Source organism: Curtobacterium sp. MCLR17_051, from assembly GCF_003234395.1.
GTDB lineage: Bacteria > Actinomycetota > Actinomycetes > Actinomycetales > Microbacteriaceae > Curtobacterium > Curtobacterium flaccumfaciens.
Genome location: NZ_QKTA01000004.1, coordinates 128,626 through 143,700, shown reverse-complemented (window position 1 = coordinate 143,700; position 15,075 = coordinate 128,626). Strand labels below are relative to the sequence as shown.

Genomic DNA, 15,075 nt, shown 5'->3' with positions numbered 1-15,075 from the left:
AACAGGGACACCTCAAGGAGGTGAACTGATCACCCGCACCGGATTACGCGGCCGCGCCAGGGTCCGCCGGGAGACGACCGTGTGGTCTGGAGCGTGGAGCGTAAGAGGGGACGGAGCGGAATCGGACGCCGCTTCAGATCGTGCGGATTCCCGGCTCGACGTCGACCCGCGCAGCTCGCCATCGCAGCACCCGCCGCGCGCTGCGCGAGCGGCGAGCGGCGAGCGGCGAGCGGCGTCGATGATGGAAGCCTTTTGCTGACGCTTGGCTTGAGACGGGGTCCCCAGCGGCATAGCGCCTTCGTCGTCCGATCGGAACGGCCTACCGCTCGAACGACTGCCGTCTCTCATTCACAGGTCGCAGAGGAAGGCGCGTGCCGGACCTTGATGACGGAGGCCCCCGCCCGGACGCACCCGTCTACGGCGCGGAGGCACTTCCGGACTGTGCTCCGGCTGCGGCGACACACCCGCTGTGGCATGGGCAGCAACAGGACGGCGTCCAGGTCCGTTAGGGCGGGGTGGCCGGAACGGCGCTGGTTGAGCGCATCCTGCAGGACGTTCTTGCTCGTGCGTCGGACTCGCCCGCTGCGACTACGAGGGCGTGACGGCCTCCCCGGCGCACAGGTTGGGCGGCGCGCTACGGCAGGTCGTCACGTCGATTCGCAGCCCGCGCTTGCCGCCAACCTTCGCTACGTCGCGCTCAGGCCTCGAAGTCCACGGAACGCCCGACGCTTGCCCATTGGCGATCTTCTGCTGCGGTTGCCGCGAGCGACGTAGCCATGTAGTCGACAGCGTCGCTTCCGAGCAGCAGGTGCAGCGGAGGCGAGGGGTGTTGAGCGATCTCGACGAAGACGCGAGCAACGGCCGTTGGGTCGATCGGCTGGTTGCCGGAGCTTTCACGAGTGCGCCGGGCCATCGCTCCGACCGTTGCGTCGTACGCCGGATCGAACGCGGCAACCTTCATCGAGTCACCGGCCCAATCGGTTCTCATCGATCCGGGCTCAGCGAGCACGACGCGGATGCCGAGCGGCGAGACCTCTTGGTGCAACACGCTGGAGAAGCCTTCGACAGCGAACTTCGCCGCCTGGTAGGCGCCAAGTCCAGGAGCGGTGAGCCGCCCTCCGACAGAAGTCACCTGGATGAACAGGCCGCTGCCCTGCCTACGGAACACCGGCAGCGCTGCCCGCGTCACGTGCACCGTGCCATAGAACACGGCGTCGACTTGCGCATGGAAGGAGCCCAAGTCCGTGTTCTCGATCGGAGCTATGTCGGCATAGCCCGCGTTGTTGACTACGACGTCAAGACGACCGAAGGCCTCGATTGTGGTCGCGATGACCGACTCGGCCTGCGCGGGGTCCGTCACGTCAAGCGGGAGCGTCATGACCTGGTCGCCGTACGTCGCACGAAGGGCCTCGAGGGCTTCGGTGCGGCGTGCAGTCGCGACCACTTTATGGCCGGCCGATAGGGCGGCTTCGACAACGTCTCGCCCGAGTCCTCGTGAACTGCCGGTGACGAGCCAAACTTGTTCTGACATGGATCCTCCTTGGATTGTAGCCCACTTTACGCAAGCCGCTTGCGTTAGTCAACGCAAGCGGGTTGCGTTATCATTCCAGCGTGAGTGAGATCTACCGCCGTGCCCGGTCGGTCGCTGCTAAGGAGCAGCGACGCCAGGACCTCCTTGCCTCCGCGCGCGACCTTGCCGCTGCTCGTGGAGTTCGCGGCCTGACGCTTACGGCGATTGCCGAGCGCGCTGGGGTGCACATCTCCGCGGTCCGTCGATACTTCAGCTCTCGGGAGGAGATCCTCCTGGTGCTTGCCGCGGAGCAGTGGATCGCATTCGCGGACGGAGTCGAGGCGGTCCTCGAGGGCGCTCGGGCTGAGAGTGTTGCGCGGAAGCTAGTCGACGTCATGCTGCGTCTGCCGCTGTTCTGCGACCTCCTAGCCCATGCCGCCATCGATCTCGAACGGGCGGTGAGTGGCGACGTTGTGGCCGCATACAAGATCCACGCCGTGGAGGCGGTCGAGCGCGCGGGAAAATGCCTCGAACGATCGATGGGAGGTTTCCCGTCCGGCTTCGGACGAGAAGCGGTCGCCGACGTCACCGCGCTCGGAGCTGTGCTGTGGCAGTACGCCAATCCCTCGCCGGAACTCGCCGCCCTTTACGAGCGCGATGACCGTCTGGCGACGGCCCATATCGAACTCGCGCCGCGACTTCTTCGCGCAACCACAGCACTCCTCGAAGGCTTCGCTGCGCAAATCCGGTGACTTCGCGGCTCCCCGCAGCCCACCCGGTATGCTCGCGGGTCGCCGTCGCCGGTCGAGTTCGTGCCCCAACGGGCACAGCCAACGTTGGTAGCTCGTGCAGCTTCACGCCTACCTCGCCCGGGGGCGCGAGAAAGCCTCCGTGGTCGGCGGTTCCGCGAGGGCGGACTGCACGCACACATGGGAGATGGCGGGGCGCGGTTTTGGGGTGACGGTGCTCATGATTGCTCCTGTCGCGGAAGAAGCGAGGTGTCGCTTCGACTACGGCGAATGTAGAAGCGGCGCGGTCGCCGAGCGTGGCCCCCACTGGGGCAGGACAACCCGCAACCACGCCTCAGGGCGCTCGTGGATCGCTGTGGAACCATCCTCACTCGCGCGGCCCGCCGTCGCGACAGGCGGTGAGCTGGCACGCCGTTCAGATCGAGCAGTAGAGCGCGGGATCCAGGATCGAAGCGGGGACGAGCGAAGAGGTCCGGATCTCCTCACCGCTACTGAGCGTGACCACGACTTTCCCGTTCAGAATCTTCGTGCCGGACACCCGGCCGGCCAGCTCGACGACCCCCGACAACGCCGCGGACACCAAGGTGTCGCTCACAACCGCGACGCGATTCCCTGCGGAGCGAGCCTTCAGCGCGGCTGCCCTCGCCATGTCACGGTCCCCGACCACTGTGACGTCAACTTCGATCACCCGTCTCACCTCATCCGACCGGAACGTCAGAAAGTTCGCGCATGTTCCTTCCCGCCCCTGGGGACCTGGGCGGGGCAAGTCGTGCCCTCCCGAACGAGGGCTCGACACCGATGTCGCTCACGCGGTTACCTTGACCACCATGCAGCAGCGCGAGCCAGGATTCATCGCCCAGTACGACAGCGGCACCTGCACCGGCTGCGCCGCGCCGATCGAAGCCGGCCAAGAGATCGCGATCTCGTGGGGCGGCAGAGTGACGCGCTACCACCACGTCGAGCCGTGCCCAGGAGCCGCTCCCATCACGTGCAGCATCTGCGGTGACAACTGGTGGGAGTGCGACTGCCCCTGACCGACTACGGCGATCGTCGACTGCGACCGAGGGCGGCTGTCACTACTCGCCCGTCAGGCTCACCACGCCAGTTGCGCCAATGTCGACTTTGCCTCGGGCGTGGCGACGAGGGTCTCGAGGGCTGAGTTGGCGGCGTCGGTGATGTCCTCGCCGAGCGTCATGCCGGTGTGGATGGCGATCTTGTAGTTCCAGGAGCCACCGCGCTGGTTCCGCGTCGCAGCGTGTTCGACCACTTCGGCGAGCGTGAGCTTGCGGCACATCAGGATCGCCCCGTCGGGGTTGAAGAGCACGAACACGTAGAAGTCCACGAGCGGGAAGAACGGGGTCGCGGGACCACCGGAACGCGTGTCGAGCGGGTACTGGGCGGTTCCGTCGAGCGGGTACCGCGCTTGGCGTGTCTTGACCTCGCCGAGCTGCACCGCGGACCGGTCGCGCCATGCGTGGAACCGTGCCTGATCCGTCGTCGACCAGGTGTCGAGGACTGCGCGGTGCGGCACCAGCTGCGGGCCCGGCGCCGCCAACCCGTGCGGCTCTTCCCGGACCCAGTCCCGCTCGCTTCGCCGGGCGAGGTCTCGGCCTTTGCCGCTGACGCGGCGAGAGCCGGTGAGGTGCGCGGCGATCCGCTCGCCGACGTCACCGAACACCGCGCCGGCGCCCAGGTTTCGGTTGATTCTCGCTTGCCCGATGGTGATGTCGAGGAGCGTGTGCGCGTCGCGGTCGGGGGTGACGTGCGCGTCGGCTGCCTGGTCGATGGCGTTCATGAGACGGCTCTCCCGTGGGGATGGGGCGAAGGTGTTCAGGGCTTGAGCGCGGCGAAGAAGAGGTCCTTCAAGGCCTTGCCCTTGAACACCTGGTCGCGGGTCGCGTTCGGGTTCGCCTCCTGGTAGTCCTGGTACGTCTTCTGCAGCGTGGCCAGGACGTCGGCCAGGCGGGCCTGATTCGCTTTCGCCGGGATCCGGTGGTGGTTGTTCTCCCACCGGATCTTCGCCGGCGTGTACGCCTTCAGGGTCTTCATGACGTATCCGACCGCGACGTAGAAGCGCGCGTTGGTGAAGTCGTCGAAGACCCCCTTCGCGTCGTCCGAGCTGAGGAACGAGTCGACCTGCGACATCAGTCGCACCGCTGTGAGGTATGTCTTCCGGTCGACGTCCGCGCCGAAGATCTTCGGGTACAGCCTCCTGTCGCCGAGCACCGACTGCGGCCGGGCGCGGGCGTCGTCGGGGCGGCCGAGCGCGATCGCGATCATGTACTGCGACAGGTCGGTCATCTTCACGATCCGGCTCGCCGGCTTCCCGGCGCCGCGGTACTGGTGCTTGCGACGTTCGTAGTACCAGCCCTGCGTCGCGAAGTACGACTCGATGTCCCGGTGCTGCTGCTCGGTGGCGTGGAGCTGCGTCGGCTGGATGCTGTTCTGCCGGTTAGTGGAGGCGATCACTCCGTCCCGCACGTCGTCGTCGCTGGAAGCGATGATCCGCACCATCAGCCCTTGATCGAGGCGCGCCTCCGGGATGAGGCCGTCACGCTCCGCCTCGTGGATGACGTTCGACGTCTGCAGGCCGTTGACCACCAGTGGGTTGGTCAGCGAGATGCTCAATGGCGGCGCGTCCTCGGCGACGTCGCACAGGACCGTGACTCCGTTGTTAAGCCACCAGAAGGTCGGTCCGGTCTCGGAGGTCAGGGTGGTCCGGATGGCGGCGTTCACCGTCACCTTCGAGCCGGCGAAGTCGCGGACGTTGGACTCGAAGATGCCGGGGCGGAGTTCCTCGCCTTCGTCCTGTCGGACGAAGGCGAGGTAGTCCCGCAGTGAGACCAGACCGATGAACGACTTCTCGTCTCGGACGAACGGCCCGGTGAAGCGCAGGGTCGATGTCGTCGACGGGGTCGAGGACAGCACGTCGCACATCGCGCGAGCGCCGAGCATCCTCACCTCGATGATCGCGTTTCCAGGCAGGAGCTTCTTTACCGACTCCTGCAGCGCGTCGCTCTTGGCGTGCGCGTCGTGGTTGTCGACCAGGTTCTCGTCCGGGCCCTTGGTGGCGTAGTAGATGTGGAACCGGTACCGCGGGCCTTTGGTCAGGGTGTTGCGGTAGAGGTCGCGGAACACGCCGGTGCGCTCGATCAGCGCGCTGTTGAGGGTCAGTTCCAGCGCTGCGACGTCCGCGTTCGAGGGGAGCGTGCGTTCCAGCGTGTCGCGCATGCGAGTGAGCGGGTCGCTCTGCCAGGAGTCCGTCCACTTGGCCTGGATCACGACGACGTCGACCACGAAGTTCCGCGGGAGCGACTTCACCGCCTTCGCGTCGCCGACGACCAGGGGGCTGTCGATGTCGAGCACCTCGGTCTCGTTCACGACCACGTAGAAGCCGTCGACGCCGCCGTCCTTGTCGCCACCGATGACGCCCTTCTTGACCTCGTTGTCGCTGAGCCCGAACTCCTTCGTCAGTTCCTGGCCGCAGAAGTGCTCGAACGCGTCTCCGAGGGTGGCGTCGGGGAAGTCCTGCTGCTTGAACTCGAGGAAGGCGCTCTCGAGCACCGCCTGGTCGGGCGTCTGGTCGGTCATAGGCTTCCCCTCCGTCGGGTGGCGACGCGAGGGGTCGGGCTTCATCGCGTCGGGTCCGGATGTGACGTCATCCGGCCCTGAGGGTACTGTAACTTGGTCGTTCGGCCTATTCGAGCGAGCCCGGCTTCAGGGGGACGGCGAACGGTGAACGGCGAAGGCGCCAGGGCCGCTGAGAGGCTCCGTCACGTGGGAGAGCGGGCTCGGCTACTGCCCGTGCAGCCCCTGCGGACCGGTCGGGGTCTCGGCCGTGCGCGCGGCGATCAGTCGCACTAGGCGGCGACGTTCCTCGCGCAGACTTCGCAGCCGCCCCCGAAGCACTTTCGCGTAGACGGCGTCCACACCACCGCGAAGGGTGTGACCGCGGAGCCAGGTGCGCGGGCCCATGAGGGTCAGGAGCGTCGGGAGGGCGTAGGCGGCGGCAAGCGGCAGCAGGGTGTTGAAGACAAGTCCCTGAGTCGAGGCGATGGCACCGATTGGCAGGGCCACGGTCGTGACGGCGAACGCCGCCGACCAAGCCGCCCCTTGCCACGCTCTCTCGGACGACTGCATGAGGGCGGCAGCAAGAGCGGCAGGCAGGCAGCCCGCGGACGCGAGGACCGCGGACCAAACGGCGAGAGACCCGACGACACCGAAGCCACCCCAACGCCCTTCGACCGACATGACCACCACGACGAGACCGACGGCCAGTATCGCCGCCGTCGCCGAAGTGGCTGCGGCACTGGTGAGGAGCCGAAGCCACGGTCGACCCGACCGGTTCGCGGGTGGGATGCGCGCGGCGTCCCGCTCGGCTTCGTCGATGGTGTGGGCTAGGACTCGGAGCTGCTGCTCTGGCGGCCCGAAGACGACGGACCCAACCCAGAGCGCCGAGGCGACGATCAGGGCGGCGGCAACCGTCACAGCCCAAACGTGCGGCGCCAGGGCCGCGCGCAACGCGGCTCCGATCGCGACCACGACGAGGTCGGCGACGGCCACCCCCGCCACCACCCAGCACATCGCCGCCAGCCGACGGCGGTTGACGTCGACGTCGGCGGGAGGGAGGCCGGTGAAACTCTGCCCGACGAGGACCGCCAACGCCGCGAGGACGGCGCCGAAGAGCAGCGGAAGGAGCCATGCCGAGTCGTCCACGAGCACCTCGGCGAGATCGCCGACAGCGCCGAGCATGCCGTCGGGTGCGTTCGCCGCCGGCGTCAGCGACGCTGCCGTCACACTGACGCAGATCATGGCGAACGAGGCGCTGATCGTCAGTCCGGCGCGCACGGGCATCCATCCGGCGCTCTGAGAGGGCATGGGGTCTGCGCCTTCGCTCACGATTTCCCTGCCTCCCTCGGCCCACGACCCACACATCGCTGGGGGCGCCTGGGCGGGCTCAAGCGCACGTGGTCAACTCCTCGTCAGCGGCAAGCGACGCGCGGGAGAAGCACCGCCCGAACAGCGGTTTGGTCGCTCAGCCAACTCAATCTACCGGGCGATGGCACGCTCTCACGTCTTTCGCCAGGCTCCTTTCTCCCCGCGCGCGTCGTCCGCCGGCGGCACGCTCACAAGACCCAGGGTTGGGGAGTGTGACGCCGCAAGCCCTGTCCTAACTTTCGGGTGGTCGCCCAACTAACAATGGGCGGCTCGGGGGGCTGTCGGAGCCCCTCGTCGTCTGGAACTGCAGGGGAGACACAGATGACAATCGCGATGGATCGCGCCAGCACCCTCACTCGCGAGGGCACGACCTTCGAAGGCCCGCTCGCGCCCGGCGGGGGCTCGACAGACGGATTCGACACGCTGCTCGGGCCCGCCGGCACCCGCTACCTCGGCTCCGGGCACCGCAGGGTCCAGTCGTCCCTGACTCCTTCGGAGATCGCTGACGACGGCGCCTTCATCGCGACGGCGCGCCTGGCGTATCCCGAGGACTGGTCGATCAAGTCCGGCCGGCGGCTGAGGCCGCACCTGAGCACGATCGACGCGCTCACGATCGCGAGTCGCGCGCACGACGAGGTCGTCGCGGCTTGGTGCCCGTGGCTCGGAACGTTTCCGCTCGAGCAGTCGCTGAGGGTGCGCGCCGGGGCGCGCCCGGTGGAAGACCTGGACGAAGTAGCGGTGCGCAGCGTTGTGGGAGCGCCCTCGCGCGCTGGTGCGGTTGTGGTGGAGCACACCATCGGCTCGTTCACTGTGACGTCGGAGTGGGCAGCCGGCCCTCAGGAGTTCGACGACGACCCTGCTGGCGTCGTCGCCGACGTCAGGCTCGTCGAACCGAGCGCGGTGGCCTGCCGCTACACCCGCAGTTCCTCGATCGCGCCGATGAGCTTCCTCGAAGTGTTGACCCTGACCGCTCAGATGTCGCAGGTCGTCCTCTACAGCGGTGACGCGGCGACGCGGGAACGCAGCAACAACATGTGGATGCGGCGGGCGAGCTTCGAGCGGCTCCAAACGCGCGCGCCGCGCCAGCAGGAGTTGGAGCTGCGACTTCACAATCGGCGCGTCCTGGTGGTGAACGGGGAGCCAGTGGAGACCGCGGAGGTTCTCGCCGAGAACGTGTTCGGCGTCTACGTCACCGCGTCGCTGGCGATGCGCCCGTGAGGACGGTCCGCCCCGAACGTCTCACGGAGCGCGACGGTCAGCCGCTCGCGCGCGTCGTCGGCCACGACGGAGTTCAAGAGGATGGCCCACATCGTCTCCAGCGACCTCATGAGGTCCTTGCGCTCGTTTCGTACGTTCGAGACGAGCTGCACGCCGGTGAAGTAGGCGACGACGCTGGCTCCGAGGTCGGCGACGGGAACGACGTCGCGCAGCTCGCCGCTGCCCTGCGCCGCCGCGAACCCGTCGATGACGCCCTTGATCCAATCGTCGTAGAACTCCGAAGTGGGCTCGGCGAAGACTCCCTGCTCGAGGGACAGGCGAATGCCGGCTCGGACGATCGGATCGGTCAGCAGCAGCTCGCCGATGCTCCTCGAAGCCTCGATCAACCGGACCATCGGCGTACGGACGTCGTCCTCGCCGCTGGACATCGACTCGAACGTGCGCCTGTTCTGCTCCTCGATCACCGCGAGGGCGATCGCTTCCTTCGTCCGGAAGTAGAAATAGATCAGGCCCTGACCGACTTCCGCCTGCTTGGCGATCTCAGACAGGCTGGCGCTGCCGAATCCGACTCGATCGAACACCTCGGCTGCGGCGGCGAGAATCACAGTGCGCCGCGCCTGCGAGCGTTCCTGCTGCGGTGTTCGCTGATCCGCCATCGCCGCCTCCTTTCACCGTATAGCTCGCAACAGAGTATCGGGTGCGATTTCCGGATCAGGAGGATGCGACGATGCGGGTCCTGCTGACGGGCGCGAACGGATTCATCGGGTCGGCCTTCCGACGCGCCCTCAGGCGCGCCGGTCACTCCGTGCGGTCGCTGGTCCGAACGGCTGAGAACGCGGAGGACCTCGTCGGCGACCTCCGACACTGCGATCTCCAAGCGGCGATCGCCGGATGTCAATTCGTCGTGCACGCCGCTTCCCGCACCGCAGGTTCCGGAGCCGACCTCTGGTCGGAGAACGTCGAAACGACCCAGCGGGTCGTCGACGCGGCTGCGGCAGCGGACGCAGGGGTGCTGTACGTCAGCACGACGGGGGTCTACGGGCGCGCCGCCGGCGTGTTCGAGGCGCCCGACCGGATGCCCAGGCTGCCTTCTTCCGAGCTGTCCCGGGCTCGAGCGGTCGCAGAGGACGTCGTCCTCGCGGCGGGTGGAACGGTCGTCCGACCGCACGTGGTGTTCGGGGCCGGCGACCGGTGGGTGATTCCTCCATTGGTCGAGTTCATGCGACAGGCGGACGCGTGGCTGGGCGGCCCGGACGTGCGCGTGGCAGCGGTGTCGGTCGCGCGCCTCGCGTCGACGGTGGCGGAGTTGGTCGGCCGGCCACTGCCGCCGGTGCTGCACGCGGCGGAAATCGAGCCGGTGCGCATCGCCGATCTGGTGCGACCACGATTCGCCGCCGCGAGGGCCGACCTGCCGGTCGCGACGGTTTCCGTGGATCGCGCGGTCCGGATGCTGCGCGGCCGGGGAGTGAGCCGCAACGCCTTGATGATGGTGGGCGCCGACAGCCGCATGGTGCTCGACCCGGTATGGCGTGACGCTCTGACCGCCCCGCTCGTCTCAGCTGCTCAGGAGGCGGCGCCGAATCGGGCGGATCAGTTCGTCTGATCGTTCGGAAGGTGCTCGCCGATGTAGCCGACGTGGACGAACCCGTCGACATCGACCGAGTCGAAGAAGTGCAGCCGCGGCGCCGGACGGCCGCCGGGAACGATCTTCACGTGAGCGCACATGAAGACGCGACCGTCCTCGTGCGCTTCGACTGGAACGGGGAACTCCCGGGCCGCGCGGTACGCCGCGTTGTTCTCGACGGAGTCGCTCTCGACCATCGCGACCCATCCGCTCGGCACGGTGACCGCGCCTGAGACAGCGCCGCTGTTCTTGCACCACAGCATGAAATCTCCGCGCCAACCGTTGGCCTTCGCCTCAGCGAACGACTGAAGCGCGCGATGCGCCCGCCACGTCTTTCGCGCCCACACGGCCGAGGCAGGCCAGGCGTCGAGGTCCGCCGCGTCGTCGTCGGTGTCGCCGATCCGCACGAGCGGCAACCTGGCGCGGGCTTCTTCGAGCAGCTGGCCGAAACTCTCAACGTCAGCCGAGGAGTACTCCGTGGGCGTCTCGACACCGGAGGTGTGCACGTGCGCTTCGGCCAGCTCGTTCTCGAGCCACCGGATCCGTCCGAGCGCAGAGTCCAGCTCAGACTGCGTCTCCGCGTGCTGCTCGGTCTCGTAATCGCGCTCAAACCGGGTCTCCGCCGCCTCCGCGCGGGCCGCCTCGGCGCGTTCCTCCGCGGCGATGGTCTGCGTGGACGACGCCGCTCGTCACCGAGGGCATCGTCACGCCCGTTCCGCCGGTCGGGGAGGTTCACCTTCTTGCCGTGGCCCCGGTGGTCGCGGATACTCTGCTCAGGCGATCCTGCCGCGACCTGACCTGGAGTCACCATGCGACGACGCACGCAGCTACGCAGCTCGAGAGCGCGACCCGAGTCGGCCCTCGGCACGCAGCTCCTCCTCGCCGAGTACGAGACAGTCCGTGACGAGTCGCGGCAGGCACGTGAGGCGCAGCAGGCCACGTTGAATTGGAGCCTTGCGGGGCTCGCCGCGCTCTTCGGCGGGGGGCTCGTGTATGCCACGGCGACGCTGAAAAGCGATCATCCGCATCCCGTGAACGCGGCGATCTTCTTCCTCATCTTCGGAGTGGTGATCCCGGGGTTCGCGATCGCGTCGATCATCACGTACGTGGGCGAGATCTCGAGGATGGAGCGGGCGGGACGGTATCTCCGCGGATTCGAGATCGCTCTGGTCCGTGAGCGAGTCGCCGGACGGGCGCCGCTGCTCTGGGAGCGGTTCCTCGCTAACGGCGACGCGGAGCACACCCGGAATGACGTGGAGCACACCCGAGATTCTGAGCTGAAGATGCGGAAGTCGGCGGTGCCCTACGTCGGGGGGTTCATGATCTACTGCGGCGGGATGATCGCTTCCTGGCTGATCTGCGCGATGCCCTGGGCGGACGGGTCCTACGCGAACGCCCTCCGATCAGCTCAGGTCGCATCACCGTCCGATTGGGTGCTTCCGCTGGTCGCCATGCTGGCCGTGGCGACGGGGATCGCGGTCGCTATCGGGTGGGTCGGACTGCAAGCTCTCGCCATACATCGCTTGGTCAAGGTCAACATCGACATTCCGGCGGTCGACAGGCTCCTCGTCGCCGCCGCGGCGGAAGGCCCGACGAGGAGTCATTGAGACGGCTTCGAGGCCTTTCAACGCCTGACCGACGGAGTACGCGAAAAGCCGCAGCGGGCCCTTGGTCCACCACTGATGGTTGAGCGGCGAGCGGTCGTAGGGCACCTTCCCGATCGGTGTTCGAAGGAGCCGGAACCCGCTGTCACGGATCAGGCTTCGGACGCGGAGTAGGTGCAGACCGGGTTTCGCCACAGGAAGCGCGGCGCTGATTCCCTGCTTTGCCAATATCGCCGCCGCCTCGCGCCACACGGCAGTGGAGTCGAGGTAGCGGCCGTCCCCGTTGGGGCGTACGACGTGATCAGCAGGGTGGCCCGAGCGCTCGAGCGCACGGGCGACCTCCCACTGCGCCACGACGAACGTGCGGCACGGCTGCCTCTCGCCGGCCGCCACCGTCTCCGAGGCCAACGCGACGTTGGCGGGGTTCGGCTCTAACGGCGCATCCCGGAGGGCGAACGAGAACGCCACGATCCCCACGACTTCTTCCTTCTTAGTCACACTTCAAGCATGCTCTCCCCGGTGGGAACGCCCTCAGCCGCGGCTTTCAGCGGGGTAAGACTCGGGGCACCTGGCGGGTCGTTCTCCGTTGTCGCAGAGACGCCCACGCGGACCCGAAGCGTCTCCTAGGGCGGACAGCAGGGTTGGCGGAATCGTATCGAATGCTGTCACGTCCGCCATTGGACGGGCATTCCGTCCGATCTAGCGTGGACGGCATGTCTGCAACGATGTTCGCGATAGTCCAGGACCAGCTCGGTGGTCCCGAAGTGCTTCACGGAGCCGACGTCCCGCGTCCGGTCCCCGGCGTCGGCGAGGTGCTCGTTCAGGTTCGCGCCGCGGGCGTCAACCCCGCGGACCACATGTACCGCCAGACCGGCGCGTTCGGCGCGCAGCCGCCCTTCACCCTGGGTTGGGATGTCTCGGGCATCGTCAGCGCCGTCGGCCCTGGCGTCACCCTCCTTGCCCCTGGCGACGAGGTCTTCGGTCTCCTGCCCTTCCCGAAGGGCGCCGGCGCTTATGCCGAATACGTGGTGGCACCCACGCGCGCGCTCGTCCCGAAGCCCGAGTCCTTGTCCCATGAGGAAGCCGGTGCCCTGCCGTTGGCTGGTCTCACCGCTTGGCAGTCCCTCGTCGAGACTGCGAACGTCGGACGCGGTACTCGAGTGCTTGTCACCGGCGCGACCGGCGGAGTCGGCCACCTCGCGATCCAGATCGCCGCAGCTCGGGGCGCAGAGGTCGTGGCACTCGCGTCGACGAAGAACGTGGACGCCGCACGCGGCTACGGGGCGAGCCAGGTCATCGACTACCACACGACCGATGTCGCAACCGTGTTGTCGGACCTCGACGTCGTCATCGACGTGCTCGGTGGCGACTTCACCGCGAAGGCCGTCGAGATGGTGCGTCCCGGGGGAGTGGTCGTGACGATGATCCCGCAGGTCGCGGCTGCCACTCGCGCACGCGCTGAGAGCCAGGGTGTTCGGCTCGCGGGGCTTCTCGTCGAGGCCGACCGCCTGGGTCTGGGGGAACTGCTGAAGCTTGTCGAAGCGGGCCTTCTCCGCCCGACGGTGGCAGCCACCTACCCGCTTTCTGACGCCGCGTCGGCGCACGCTGATGGCGGCAGTTTCGGAAAGACCGTCCTCCTGCCCTGACGGAGTCGAGCACAGCCTTGTGCAGGGGCGTTGTGAGCGGAGGGCCACCACGAACGTCGCTGCAGGTAAGGGAGCGGAGCCGCTCGTCGTGGTCGGCTCCGCTCGAAGCTGTGCTCTTTGATTCGAGCCGAGTGAGCGCTCGCCTCGGCTCGGTCGGCACGCCTGTGGGCTTACGACCTCGGCTTCAGCGCAAGCGCGCGTGACTCGCTACACACGACTCGCAGCCGTGGGAGTTGGGCGGACGCCGCCACGGGGGCCGCTCCACGTCGACGTGCCGCAGCGCCCACCGCCCGCTAGTCGCTGCCGTCGACATGTGGATCGCGCTACTGCCTATCGGAGCGGTGTGCTTCGCGCTGCCAGGGAGGCGGCGTGCCGCGGTCGTGCGAACACGAGGACCAGGACGAGAGCGAGCACGCCAGCGCCTCCGACGACGGGGACGGCAACGGCAACCGCTTGAGGCAGGCCGCCGCTGGTCGCTTCGGCTCCGAGCCCCAGCGCAACTCCGCCTTGAACGAGATATCCGACGAGGTACACGGTCGACAGTGTCGCGGCTCGGTGGCGTTCGGACGAGTACTTGCTGATGATCGCCAGGCCCGCTCCGAAAAGCAGGCTGTAGCCAACGCCGCCGAGCACGGCGAACACCAGGAACAGCGCCAATGATTGGGCGGCTCCAGCCGCGACGAGGATCGCGGTCGCGGCAAGCGAGGCCAGCCCCCCGATAGGGCCGCCTATCACCGGCGACAACCGCCCCGCGAGAAGCGCGACGAACCCGATGACGACGCTCGACACCGACACGATCAGTCCTACGAGGAACGCGTTCGTGGTCCCGACGAGGTGTTCCCCGATGTCAGCCCCGAGAGAAAGTTCCAAAGCACCGAACGCGTACCCCGCTGCGACGCAAGACGACGCTGCCGCGACGACGCCGATCAGCTTGCCGGGCAGCCGCAGGACGTGCGGGCGCCATTTCGCAGCGCGTGGGCCGCGGTCGTCCGGCAGCCGGCTCACCGCGATCGCGACCAGCAGCGCGACGCCGAGCAGAACCCAGTAGGAAGCGTGAAGCGGCGACGGCCCGTATTCAACGAGCGCACCGCCGACGACCGTTGCAAGCGTCAACCCCAGCGCTGTGGCAGCGGTCGTGACGGAGCTGGCGAGCGACGACGCTTCAGGGCCGGCGTGGTCGACTATCGCGGCAGTCGCCGGGCTCAGCGACAGACCAACGCCCACCCCCATGAGCAGCCGGCCTGCCAGAACCACCGCGAAGCTCGGCGCGATCGCGAAGAGGAAGGCGCCGCAGGCGATCGCGACGAGGCCCGCGAGCATGCTGCGACGACGTCCGACCACGTCGGAAAGGTCGCCGAACACCGCAAGCACGATCACCAGCACCAGCGGGTAGACCGCGAAAATCGCTGTCGTCGCCGACGGAGCGAGATGCCATGCTGATCCGTAGAGCGGGTACACCGGCGTCGGTGCGCCACTCGCCCACAGAGCGACCATTGGAACGGCCGCCGACGTCCAGAACGCTCGTCCCCTCGTGCCCCGCGCTGCGACGAGATCGGTCATAGTCGGGCCCCGAGTACGCGCGAGGGCATCGGGCCGGAACGTCCTAGCATTGCCACTCCTCCGGTCTCCGCTGCCACCTGTCGTGGCCTCTCTCTGGACGCTAGAGGTTCCGTGCAAGCGGAACGTGTCCCTGGGACGGGCATATCCCCGCGGGGGACAGGCGACCGGAGCGTTCGACTCGCCCTGCGTGGCTCGCCGAAGCGAGCGAAGCCGACGCTCGCCATGC

14 protein-coding genes are annotated in these 15,075 nt (G+C 67.9%); 6 read left to right on the top strand and 8 right to left on the bottom strand.

Annotated features, from left to right (window positions below; translation table 11 throughout):
- Positions 1–697: 697 nt before the first annotated feature.
- Complete coding sequence (locus DEJ06_RS05955; RefSeq protein ID WP_111038714.1) at positions 698–1,531, bottom strand: SDR family NAD(P)-dependent oxidoreductase; 834 nt, start codon at positions 1,529–1,531, stop codon at positions 698–700.
- Between the two features lie 80 nt (positions 1,532–1,611).
- Here DEJ06_RS05955 and DEJ06_RS05950 point away from each other — a divergent pair, with 80 nt between their 5' ends.
- A complete protein-coding gene (locus DEJ06_RS05950; protein ID WP_181436692.1) occupies positions 1,612–2,262 on the top strand; it encodes a TetR family transcriptional regulator in 651 nt (216 codons plus the stop codon).
- Positions 2,263–2,674: 412 nt separating this feature from the next.
- Here the strand turns inward: DEJ06_RS05950 and DEJ06_RS05945 are convergent, their stop codons facing one another.
- On the bottom strand, positions 2,675–2,947 hold the full coding sequence (locus DEJ06_RS05945) for a hypothetical protein (protein WP_111038712.1): 273 nt from the start codon (positions 2,945–2,947) through the stop codon (positions 2,675–2,677).
- Between the two features lie 139 nt (positions 2,948–3,086).
- On the opposite strand from DEJ06_RS05945, the gene DEJ06_RS05940 reads away from it, so the two are divergent.
- Positions 3,087–3,293, top strand: a complete 207-nt coding sequence (locus tag DEJ06_RS05940; protein WP_111038711.1) for a hypothetical protein — start codon at positions 3,087–3,089, stop codon at positions 3,291–3,293.
- A gap of 59 nt (positions 3,294–3,352) precedes the next feature.
- Here DEJ06_RS05940 and DEJ06_RS05935 read toward each other — a convergent pair whose 3' ends face one another.
- The 3 genes from DEJ06_RS05935 to DEJ06_RS05925 form a co-directional block, all read right to left on the bottom strand.
- Positions 3,353–4,054: a hypothetical protein gene (locus tag DEJ06_RS05935; RefSeq protein WP_111038710.1), complete on the bottom strand. Its 702-nt coding sequence runs from the start codon at positions 4,052–4,054 to the stop codon at positions 3,353–3,355.
- A 35-nt stretch (positions 4,055–4,089) separates the two neighbouring features.
- Entirely contained in the window at positions 4,090–5,850 is a 1,761-nt protein-coding gene (locus DEJ06_RS05930; RefSeq protein ID WP_111038709.1) for an AIPR family protein, read from the bottom strand.
- 204 nt (positions 5,851–6,054) lie between these two features.
- A complete protein-coding gene (locus tag DEJ06_RS05925; RefSeq protein ID WP_146245796.1) occupies positions 6,055–7,158 on the bottom strand; it encodes a hypothetical protein in 1,104 nt (367 codons plus the stop codon).
- A gap of 360 nt (positions 7,159–7,518) precedes the next feature.
- Between DEJ06_RS05925 and DEJ06_RS05920 the strand changes: the two genes are divergently transcribed.
- A complete protein-coding gene (locus DEJ06_RS05920; protein WP_181436690.1) occupies positions 7,519–8,415 on the top strand; it encodes an AvrD family protein in 897 nt (298 codons plus the stop codon).
- On the opposite strand, the gene DEJ06_RS05915 is transcribed toward DEJ06_RS05920, so the two are convergent.
- Positions 8,382–9,071, bottom strand: coding sequence for a ScbR family autoregulator-binding transcription factor (locus tag DEJ06_RS05915; RefSeq protein WP_111038706.1), 690 nt, complete (start codon positions 9,069–9,071; stop codon positions 8,382–8,384). The genes DEJ06_RS05920 and DEJ06_RS05915 overlap by 34 nt on opposite strands.
- Positions 9,072–9,142: 71 nt before the next feature.
- On the opposite strand from DEJ06_RS05915, the gene DEJ06_RS05910 reads away from it, so the two are divergent.
- Positions 9,143–10,018, top strand: a complete 876-nt coding sequence (locus tag DEJ06_RS05910; RefSeq protein ID WP_111038705.1) for an NAD(P)-dependent oxidoreductase — start codon at positions 9,143–9,145, stop codon at positions 10,016–10,018.
- Here the strand turns inward: DEJ06_RS05910 and DEJ06_RS05905 are convergent.
- Positions 10,006–10,545 (bottom strand): hypothetical protein, encoded by a 540-nt coding sequence (locus DEJ06_RS05905; RefSeq protein WP_111038704.1) that lies wholly within the window; start codon positions 10,543–10,545, stop codon positions 10,006–10,008. The two genes, DEJ06_RS05910 and DEJ06_RS05905, sit on opposite strands and share 13 nt — an antisense overlap.
- Positions 10,546–10,848: 303 nt before the next feature.
- On the opposite strand from DEJ06_RS05905, the gene DEJ06_RS05900 reads away from it, so the two are divergent.
- Complete coding sequence (locus tag DEJ06_RS05900) at positions 10,849–11,646, top strand: hypothetical protein (RefSeq protein ID WP_111038703.1); 798 nt, start codon at positions 10,849–10,851, stop codon at positions 11,644–11,646.
- Positions 11,647–12,356: 710 nt separating this feature from the next.
- Positions 12,357–13,289, top strand: coding sequence for an NADP-dependent oxidoreductase (locus DEJ06_RS05895; protein WP_111038764.1), 933 nt, complete (start codon positions 12,357–12,359; stop codon positions 13,287–13,289).
- Between the two features lie 330 nt (positions 13,290–13,619).
- Here the strand turns inward: DEJ06_RS05895 and DEJ06_RS05890 are convergent, their stop codons facing one another.
- Complete coding sequence (locus tag DEJ06_RS05890; protein WP_111038702.1) at positions 13,620–14,849, bottom strand: MFS transporter; 1,230 nt, start codon at positions 14,847–14,849, stop codon at positions 13,620–13,622.
- Positions 14,850–15,075: the final 226 nt, after the last annotated feature.

What these genes read in the sequence shown, in the direction of transcription:
- DEJ06_RS05955 (WP_111038714.1), bottom strand. Translation starts at nt 1,531, where the DNA reads ATGTCAGAACAAGTTTGGCTCGTCACCGGCAGTTCACGAGGACTCGGG.
- DEJ06_RS05940 (WP_111038711.1), top strand. Translation starts at nt 3,087, where the DNA reads ATGCAGCAGCGCGAGCCAGGATTCATCGCCCAGTACGACAGCGGCACC.
- DEJ06_RS05935 (WP_111038710.1), bottom strand. Translation starts at nt 4,054, where the DNA reads ATGAACGCCATCGACCAGGCAGCCGACGCGCACGTCACCCCCGACCGC.
- DEJ06_RS05930 (WP_111038709.1), bottom strand. Translation starts at nt 5,850, where the DNA reads ATGACCGACCAGACGCCCGACCAGGCGGTGCTCGAGAGCGCCTTCCTC.
- DEJ06_RS05920 (WP_181436690.1), top strand. Translation starts at nt 7,519, where the DNA reads ATGACAATCGCGATGGATCGCGCCAGCACCCTCACTCGCGAGGGCACG.
- DEJ06_RS05915 (WP_111038706.1), bottom strand. Translation starts at nt 9,071, where the DNA reads ATGGCGGATCAGCGAACACCGCAGCAGGAACGCTCGCAGGCGCGGCGC.
- DEJ06_RS05910 (WP_111038705.1), top strand. Translation starts at nt 9,143, where the DNA reads ATGCGGGTCCTGCTGACGGGCGCGAACGGATTCATCGGGTCGGCCTTC.
- DEJ06_RS05900 (WP_111038703.1), top strand. Translation starts at nt 10,849, where the DNA reads ATGCGACGACGCACGCAGCTACGCAGCTCGAGAGCGCGACCCGAGTCG.
- DEJ06_RS05895 (WP_111038764.1), top strand. Translation starts at nt 12,357, where the DNA reads ATGTCTGCAACGATGTTCGCGATAGTCCAGGACCAGCTCGGTGGTCCC.
- DEJ06_RS05890 (WP_111038702.1), bottom strand. Translation starts at nt 14,849, where the DNA reads ATGACCGATCTCGTCGCAGCGCGGGGCACGAGGGGACGAGCGTTCTGG.